Here is an 8,151-nt window from a genome sequence, read left to right as displayed (position 1 = left end):
GATTTGAAGTGGCACTAGATGGCATATTGTTGGTGTATTCGCTTGTCACACTCGGGCTAGTTGAGCGCTAGCGCTCAACTAGCACCACGGGTTTCTTTAGTAAAGGAAGATGAAAATGATGCATGAAAAGAAGCGGTTGCATCCGATTGCGATTGTCATTCACATGGTGAAGCGGTTGAAACAAGGACCTTTTCTTGCCCTTGTCTTACTTATTGCGATAAAAGAGAAAACAGGAGACCCTTTTGTTGATTGGTCACCGTTGTTTTTATTTCTTTTATACGCTATGTTTGCTGGGTATATGTCGTGGCGGCGATTTACATATCGTTTAGAAGAGCACAACATGTATATTGAACAAGGGATAGTTGTAAAAAAGAAACGGTATATTCCATTTGATCGTATTCAAGGTATCTCACATTCGTCAGGGTTGTTGCAGCGGCTTGTAGGTGTTGTACAAGTACATATTGAAACAGCTGGCAGGCAAATTGATGAGCCAGAAGTAATACTTTCAGCGGTTTCCATAGAAGAAGCAAAGCAAATAGAGCGAGCGGTGCATCACCAAAAACGAGAAAACATGTTTATAGAAATAGAATATAAGACGGATATCGTATTTACACTTCGCTTTCGTGACGTATTGTTTTTATCCATCACAAGTGGTGGTGTTTTTGGAGTCATTGCAGCGATTGGTGCATTTCTTTCTGATTTTGATAATTTCATTCCGTTTGAACGGCTAAACATATTTTTTCGCGTTGACGATACAGCTTCTACACTTGTCTTTTTACTTGTCGTTCTTATGATCGCTTATGTGTTGTCTGTGATCGGTCATCTTTTTCGCTATATGAACTTTACGGTTGTCAAACAAAACAAAACGATAACGATAACAACAGGATTGCTGCAAAAAAAGAGCATTTCTACATCGATTGAGCGCGTTCAAGCCATTGCAGTGAAGGAAAGTCCGATTCGTTACTTGTTCGGTTATGTTTCTGTGCACCTTATTCATGCCGGAGGAGCACTTGATGATGGAAAACATGGCAGTCTCGTGCTGTTTCCGCTTGTTCGTAAAAACGAAGTCACTTCTCTTGTTGCGACGTGTTTTCCTGAATATCGTTTGCACAATTCGTTCCGATCGCTATGTACACGTGCCCGTTGGCGCTATATGTTGAGATCGCTCTATAAGGTTATGCTAATTCCGGTCATCACAATCGTATTTTTTCAGCGATTTGAAACGCTCCTTCTCCTTTTACCCGCAGTACATGTCGGCTATCGAAGTTATAAACGAGCGGGAGTAGCGCTTGAGCGTGAACAGCTAGCACTCCGAAGTGGATGGCTGACGATAAAAACGGTATATATGCTAAAACAGCGCATTCAGTCGTTTACCATATCACAGAGTCGTATGCAACAACGCGCTCGATTATGTACCGTACATGCGACGGTCATGCCAGGCATACGCAAAAAAGTCGTTGATGTGGACGAACGTGAGGCAAAAGCAATATACGAATGGTTTTTGGAAAATAAAGAATAAGCGATGATTGTGTCCCAAAAGAACATATTTTGGGACACAATCAAAGGAATTCGTCAATTTCCTGCAACACTTCTCCGATTTTACGGCCATGTACAATTAAATCTGCCCAATCATCGAATGGCGTCGGTTCCATGTTCACGATGACTAATTTTGCTCCATTTCGTTTGGCGATGACGGGAAGTTCGTTCGCCGGCGATACTTGCAAAGAAGAGCCGAGCACAATCCATAAGTCCGCCCGTTCGGCTGCTTTCCATGCTTGTTCAATTGCATCATATGGCAACGATTCGCCAAATAAGACAACGGAAGGGCGCAAAAATCCGCCGCATGTGCACTCAAACTGTTCTTCTACATATCGTTTCGCATCGTACGTTTGCTTACAGCGTAAGCAACGAACTGTTCGCAACGTCCCATGTAATTCAATGACATTTGTACTGCCTGCTTGTTGGTGAAAGCCGTCAACATTTTGTGTGACGATTTGATGAATAATCCCTCGTGTTTGCCAATTGGCTAAAATTGTATGTCCGATATGTGGTTGGCATTCAAGAAGCGCGCGAATGCGATATTGGTAAAACGCGATAAATTCCTCGCGGTTATGTTGCAGAGCATACGTACTCGCTAATTGTTGTAGGTTTTTCGTACGCCAAAGTCCTGATTTTGCCGAACGAAAATCGGGAAGCCCGCTCTCTGTAGACATTCCCGCCCCAGTAAATACGACTGTATACGAAGACTCTTTCAACCACTTTTCTAGCATCCTGTATACCTCCTTTTTATCTACCAATACTTACTTCTATGTTCGCCCTTTTCTTCCTTTATTTTCACATATGTTTATGAGAAGAATAAGGACTTTCGATTCATGTGTATAAAAATAAGAGCAGTATAATAAAAGTAAGGGCACAGCTAAGGAAACTTAGCGTCGCAAAGCTATAGGGGCTAAGGGAAGAACCTATGCCAGCCAGCTGCCATTACCAAAAAGAATACATATGAAATGGAGGAGAAAGGTAATGTTGAAAAAAGGCTTACCGATTTTATTAGCAGGGATGCTTGTTGCTTCTCCTACTTTCGCAGCAAAGCATGACGGAAAACATGTAGAGAAGAGTCATGTTATTGTGAAAAAAGAAGAAGCGAATAAAAAACAACTGTTAGCGCAAAAGAAAAAAGAAGAAAAGAAAAAAGAAGAAAAGAAAAAACAAGAACTAGCCAAACAGAAGAAAGAACAACAAATGTTGAAAAACAAATTAGTAGAATTAAATAAAAAACTCGGTAAGATTGAATTGCGTTTGGATGAGGTAACAGCGGCACTTGCAGCGCTTAGCATGCCAAACGAACAACTAATTCCAAATGAAAAAACAGACGAAAATGAACAAACAACAGAAGTAGTTAATGAGCAAAATAGCGCTGCTGTGACGACAACTGAACAATCCACCGTTGTACAAGTGGATGAAGAAGATGAAGCGGAAAAGCAAGAAGAACTAGACAAATGGATTGGAAAACTTATTTCTACTTCTAACCAGTTAAAAGCAGTAAAAAATGAAATTCGTGCGTTAGAAAAGAAATTGCCTGCGGATGACGCCAACATACAAGCGTTGAAAGAAAAAGTAAAGACGTTAGAAGAAAAAGTACAACAAAATAAAGAGAAGCTACTTGAACTGTTATAAGAGTGCCTTTTGGCGCTCTTTTTTGTATATTTTGCTACAAAACGTAGACGATAATCATTGTTTGAAAGGAGGAAAGCGGGATGAACATCATACGTGCACAACAAATTGCCGAGTCACCTGATATGAAAAATGTGACGTATAACGGAAAATCGGTGTACATTGAACATGTCGATGCACAAACCGAAATGGCGACGATTCACTTTTTGGACAACCCCGAAAGACAACAGCGCGTGCCTGTGACACAGCTAGAGGAACATTAAGCGGTGAGGATGTGACAAAGCAACTTGTTTGTCACATCCTTTTTTGTTCGAGCAAATCAATCAATAAATGTACAAGTTTGTTGTTTTTCATCGTTGGTGCATAAAGATAAGAAAACGTTCGGTAAAAAGGCGGATGATTTAAGCAGACAATCGATAAATGACCTTGTTTTAATTCGCGCTCAATTACATGGCGTGAAAGAAAGGCTAATCCGTTTCCACGCATTAATGTTTCTTTAATTCCTTGATTGCTGCTAATGATCATGAGCGATTTCACTTTTATCCCGTTTGAGCGAATGAAATGATGAAAATATTCACGTGTGCCTGATCCTAATTCACGTGTAATCCATATTTGATTTTGTAGATCGTTTATCGATACGGCTTGTTGGCGAACGAGCGGATGGTCATTCGAAGCAACGATAACTAGCTCATCTTGCATAAACGGGTATACCGTAAGCTCTTTTTCATTCGTTTGTCCCTCAATTAAACCGATATCCGTTTGATACGTGCGGACGAGCTCCACAATTTCTTTCGTGTTGCCGATGATGACTTCGAGATGCAAGTCTGGGTAATCGTTTTGTAAGGCAAATAAAAAAGAAGGTAGCACGTATTCTCCAATTGTAAAACTAGCTCCAATTTTTAATGTCCCTTTCACACAATCGTGATGTTGTAAAATGTCTTGTTTTGTTTGCTCGTACAAGGCAATCATCTTTTTCGCCCGATCGTAAAGCAATTCTCCCGTTGGTGTCATTTGTAATTTTTTCGGGGAGCGAATAAATAGTTTCGTTTGGAATTCTTTTTCTAAGTTTTTAATGTGCAAGCTTACACTCGGTTGGGATAAATGAAGAATGTCTGCTGTTTTTGTGAAATTTTTCACCTCGACTAGAGTAATAAATGTTTTTAATTCTTCGTACACGACGATCGCCCCTTAATTATTAAGAAAATAAATAGTTCTGATAATTTATATTTATTTTACTAATTTTATTTTTTGCGGTAAAGTCAAATAAAACATACTTGATTTATAGGAATAGTAGAAAAAAGAGGTGAACAAAGTTGCCATTTCAAGTAACAAACAGTCCATTTAGCGAACAGCAAGTTGAACTGCTCAACCGGCTTTGGCCGACATTAACGTCAGCGCAAAAGCTTTGGCTGAGCGGCTATTTAGCTGCCACAGAGTCGGTCGGTGTAGCGGTACAACAAGAAGCCCCTGTATCGAAAGAAGTGACTGTCCTTTACGGGTCACAAACAGGAAACGCACAAAAATTGGCGGAGAAAGCAGGAGAAACACTTAAACATCGCGGGTTTCACGTCACTGTTTCCTCGATGCTTGATTGGAAGCCGAACGATTTGAAAAAAATCAATACATTGCTTATTGTCGTTAGCACTTACGGAGAAGGGGAACCGCCGGACAATGCGTTATCGTTTTACGAATTTCTTCACAGCAAGCGCGCACCGAAGCTCAATCATCTTCGTTTTTCGGTATTGGCGCTCGGCGATACGTCGTATGAGCATTTTTGCAAGACGGGAAAAGATTTTGATAAACGGTTAGAAGAGCTAGGCGGAGAGCGGTTGTACGAGCGCGTCGATTGTGACGTCGATTACGAAGAAGCGGCAGCGAAATGGCTTGAAGGGGTGCTGAACGAGCTAGATAAGCAAGGAGCGGTTTCCGTAGCAGCGCCCTCTGCACAAGTACAGCCAACTGCGCTTTATTCACGAAAGCATCCGTTTCAAGCAGAAGTATTAGAAAACATCAACTTAAATGGACGCGGCTCAAATAAAGAAACGCGCCATATCGAATTATCGCTTGAAGGCTCAGGGCTTGCATTTGAACCAGGCGATGCGCTCGGTGTTTTTCCGAAAAACGACCCAGAACTTGTCGGTCTTATTATTCAAGAAATGAAATGGAATCCAGCCACACCGGTTTCTGTGGAAGGGAAGGAAGAACCGTTACGCGAAGCGTTGCTCTCCCGTTTAGAAATTACCGTATTAACCGAGCAATTATTGCAAGCATTTGCTTCATTTTCGCATAATCAAGCGTTTCATGCGTTTCTTTCTGTTGAACAAGAAGCGAAGCGAAAAGAATATATGAAAGGGCGTGATGTGCTCGATGTCCTTCGCGAGTTTGGCCCGTGGGAAATGGTGCCAGAGCAGTTTGTGTCTTCTTTGCGGAAGCTGCAGCCACGCTTTTATTCGATCGCAAGCAGCTTATTAGCATATCCAGAGGAAGTGCATATTACCGTTGGTGCGGTTCGTTACGAAGCGCACGGGCGGTTGCGAAAGGGCGTTTGCTCGACGTTTTGTGCAGAGCGCCTGCAAATCGGTGACAAACTTCCGGTGTTTGTTCATCACAATCCGAACTTTAAACTGCCGAAAGACACAAATACGCCAATTATTATGATTGGACCAGGTACGGGAGTGGCACCGTTTCGCAGCTTTTTGCAAGAGCGGGAGGCGATGGGAGCAAAAGGAAAATCGTGGCTATTTTTTGGCGATCAACATTTTGTGACCGATTTCCTTTACCAAACGGAATGGCAAACGTGGTTGAAAAACGGTGTGTTAACGAAAATGGACGTCGCATTTTCGCGCGATACAAAAGAAAAAGTGTACGTCCAACACCGGATGCTCGAACAAAGGAAAGAGTTGTTCCGATGGTTAGAAGAAGGAGCAGCTATTTACGTTTGCGGTGATAAGCAGCGTATGGCGCGCGACGTTCATCAGACGCTTATTCATATTATCGAAAAAGAAGGACAAATGAGTAGCGAACAAGCAGAAGCTTATATAGCTGAGATGCAAAAACAAAAGCGGTACCAACGCGATGTATATTAGGGGGGATCATTGTGGAAAAATTTTTATTAACCGCGCCAGATGGACCGCCAAGCGACGTCGAGCGAATTAAACGAGAAAGCAACTATTTGCGCGGCACGTTAAAAGAAACGATGGAAGATCGCATCACAGCAGGTATCCCAGAAGATGATAATCGGTTGATGAAATTTCATGGCAGCTATTTGCAAGATGATCGCGATTTGCGATCCGAGCGGCAAAAACAAAAATTAGAACCAGCGTATCAATTTATGATCCGAGTTCGCACGCCAGGCGGTGTAGCGACACCAGAACAATGGCTTGCGATGGACGAGTTGGCGCGGACATATGCGAACGGGACATTGAAGCTTACGACACGGCAAGCGTTTCAGTTTCATGGCGTATTAAAATGGAACATGAAAAAAACGCTGCAAGCCATTAACGATGCCCTATTTACGACGTTAGCCGCATGTGGCGACGTCAACCGAAACGTTATGTGCAATCCGAATCCGTACCAGTCAGAAGTGCATGCGGAAGTGTATGAATGGGCGAAAATGTTAAGTGACCATTTATTGCCACAAACAAGGGCGTATTACGAAATTTGGTTGGATGAAGAAAAAGTAGCCGGTACACCAGAAGTAGAGCAAGAGCCGATTTATGGAGCACTGTACTTGCCGCGGAAATTTAAAATCGGCATTGCCGTCCCACCGTCAAACGATGTCGATGTATTTTCGCAAGACCTCGGGTTTATTGCGATTGTCGAACAAGGGAAACTTGTAGGCTTTAATGTAGCAATCGGCGGCGGAATGGGAATGACGCACGGCGACCGTACGACATATCCGCAGCTCGCGAAAGTGATTGGCTTTTGTAAGCCAGAACAAGTCATTGACGTGGCAGAAAAAGTCGTCACGATTCAGCGCGATTACGGCAATCGCTCCGTACGCAAACACGCCCGCTTTAAATATACGATCGACCGACTAGGGCTTGAAGCTGTCAAAGCAGAATTAGAGCGTCGGCTTGGTTGGGAGCTAGAAGAAGCGCGTCCGTATCATTTTGAACATAATGGCGATCGCTACGGCTGGGTTGAAGGGGTAAACGGGACGTGGCATTTTACGTTATTTGTCGAAGGCGGTCGGGTGAAAGATGCGGATGATTATCCGTTAATGACAGGCTTGCGAGAAATTGCGAAAGTGCATACAGGTGACTTCCGTTTAACAGCTAATCAAAACTTAGTCATTGCGAACGTGCCAAGCGAGAAAAAAGAAGAAATTGATGCGCTCATTCAACAATACAAATTGACCGATGGCAAACATTATAGTGCGCTTCGCCGCAATTCTCTTGCCTGTGTGGCGCTACCAACATGTGGATTAGCGATGGCAGAAGCGGAAAGATACTTGCCGACACTCATCGATAAAATTGAGGAAATTGTTGAGGAAAACGGCCTTCGCGATGAAGAAATTACGATTCGTATGACGGGCTGTCCGAACGGCTGTGCCCGCCATGTGCTTGGGGAAATTGCATTTATCGGCAAATCCGTTGGTAAATACAATATGTACCTTGGAGCAGCGTTTGACGGCAGTCGCCTCGGAAAATTGTATCGGGAAAATATCGGAGAAAAAGAAATTTTATCTGAACTTCGTATGCTTCTTTCTCGCTATGCGAAAGAACGCTTCGCTGGCGAACGTTTTGGCGACTTCGTCATTCGCGCATGTATCGTAAAAGAAGTGACAGACGGAACGAACTTTTATGATTAAGAAAATCGGCTTTCCATTGGGGAAGCCGATTTTCTTAACATATAATTAACAAAATATTCAAATGAATATAATATGGTCTTAATAAAAGAAAGATAAAATCAAAATCAGAAAAGTGAATAAAAAAGGTGGAGAAAAGGAGAAACCGTAACAACAGCGTGGATGTGTCA

The 8,151-nt window shown here is 42.6% G+C and carries 7 protein-coding genes and 1 riboswitch; of the genes, 5 read left to right on the top strand and 2 right to left on the bottom strand.

Features of this window, described 5'->3' with window-relative positions:
* The first annotated feature begins 115 nt into the window (after window positions 1-115).
* Window positions 116-1,519 carry a PH domain-containing protein gene (locus tag ASC42_RS08615; protein ID WP_055441418.1) on the top strand — a complete coding sequence of 468 codons (1,404 nt, stop codon included), beginning with the start codon at window positions 116-118 and terminating at the stop codon, window positions 1,517-1,519.
* 40 nt (window positions 1,520-1,559) lie between these two features.
* Here ASC42_RS08615 and ASC42_RS08610 read toward each other — a convergent pair whose 3' ends face one another.
* The gene (locus tag ASC42_RS08610) at window positions 1,560-2,270 is read right to left on the bottom strand and encodes an NAD-dependent deacylase (RefSeq protein ID WP_055441417.1); all 711 of its coding nucleotides are present in this window, start codon (window positions 2,268-2,270) and stop codon (window positions 1,560-1,562) included.
* Window positions 2,271-2,399: 129 nt separating this feature from the next.
* A riboswitch (cyclic di-GMP riboswitch) is annotated at window positions 2,400-2,483 on the top strand.
* A gap of 37 nt (window positions 2,484-2,520) precedes the next feature.
* On the opposite strand from ASC42_RS08610, the gene ASC42_RS08605 reads away from it, so the two are divergent.
* Together ASC42_RS08605 and ASC42_RS08600 are read left to right on the top strand one after the other, a co-directional pair.
* A complete protein-coding gene (locus tag ASC42_RS08605) occupies window positions 2,521-3,174 on the top strand; it encodes a hypothetical protein (protein ID WP_055441416.1) in 654 nt (217 codons plus the stop codon).
* A gap of 80 nt (window positions 3,175-3,254) precedes the next feature.
* Window positions 3,255-3,434, top strand: coding sequence for a small acid-soluble spore protein H (locus ASC42_RS08600; RefSeq protein WP_055441415.1), 180 nt, complete (start codon window positions 3,255-3,257; stop codon window positions 3,432-3,434).
* A 31-nt stretch (window positions 3,435-3,465) separates the two neighbouring features.
* Here ASC42_RS08600 and ASC42_RS08595 read toward each other — a convergent pair whose 3' ends face one another.
* A complete protein-coding gene (locus ASC42_RS08595) occupies window positions 3,466-4,347 on the bottom strand; it encodes a LysR family transcriptional regulator (protein WP_055441414.1) in 882 nt (293 codons plus the stop codon).
* A gap of 137 nt (window positions 4,348-4,484) precedes the next feature.
* Between ASC42_RS08595 and ASC42_RS08590 the strand changes: the two genes are divergently transcribed.
* The gene (locus ASC42_RS08590; protein ID WP_055441413.1) at window positions 4,485-6,257 is read left to right on the top strand and encodes an assimilatory sulfite reductase (NADPH) flavoprotein subunit; all 1,773 of its coding nucleotides are present in this window, start codon (window positions 4,485-4,487) and stop codon (window positions 6,255-6,257) included.
* A gap of 8 nt (window positions 6,258-6,265) precedes the next feature.
* Complete coding sequence (cysI, locus tag ASC42_RS08585; protein ID WP_141653508.1) at window positions 6,266-7,984, top strand: assimilatory sulfite reductase (NADPH) hemoprotein subunit; 1,719 nt, start codon at window positions 6,266-6,268, stop codon at window positions 7,982-7,984.
* Window positions 7,985-8,151: the final 167 nt, after the last annotated feature.

Source organism: Anoxybacillus suryakundensis, from assembly GCF_001418025.1.
GTDB classification, from domain to species: domain Bacteria; phylum Bacillota; class Bacilli; order Bacillales; family Anoxybacillaceae; genus Anoxybacillus; species Anoxybacillus tengchongensis.
This window is presented reverse-complemented; position numbering and strand designations above follow the sequence as displayed.

Excerpts from the sequence above, each read along its gene's own strand:
- ASC42_RS08615 (WP_055441418.1), top strand. The coding sequence starts at position 116 with ATGATGCATGAAAAGAAGCGGTTGCATCCGATTGCGATTGTCATTCAC.
- ASC42_RS08610 (WP_055441417.1), bottom strand. The coding sequence starts at position 2,270 with ATGCTAGAAAAGTGGTTGAAAGAGTCTTCGTATACAGTCGTATTTACT.
- ASC42_RS08605 (WP_055441416.1), top strand. The coding sequence starts at position 2,521 with ATGTTGAAAAAAGGCTTACCGATTTTATTAGCAGGGATGCTTGTTGCT.
- ASC42_RS08600 (WP_055441415.1), top strand. The coding sequence starts at position 3,255 with ATGAACATCATACGTGCACAACAAATTGCCGAGTCACCTGATATGAAA.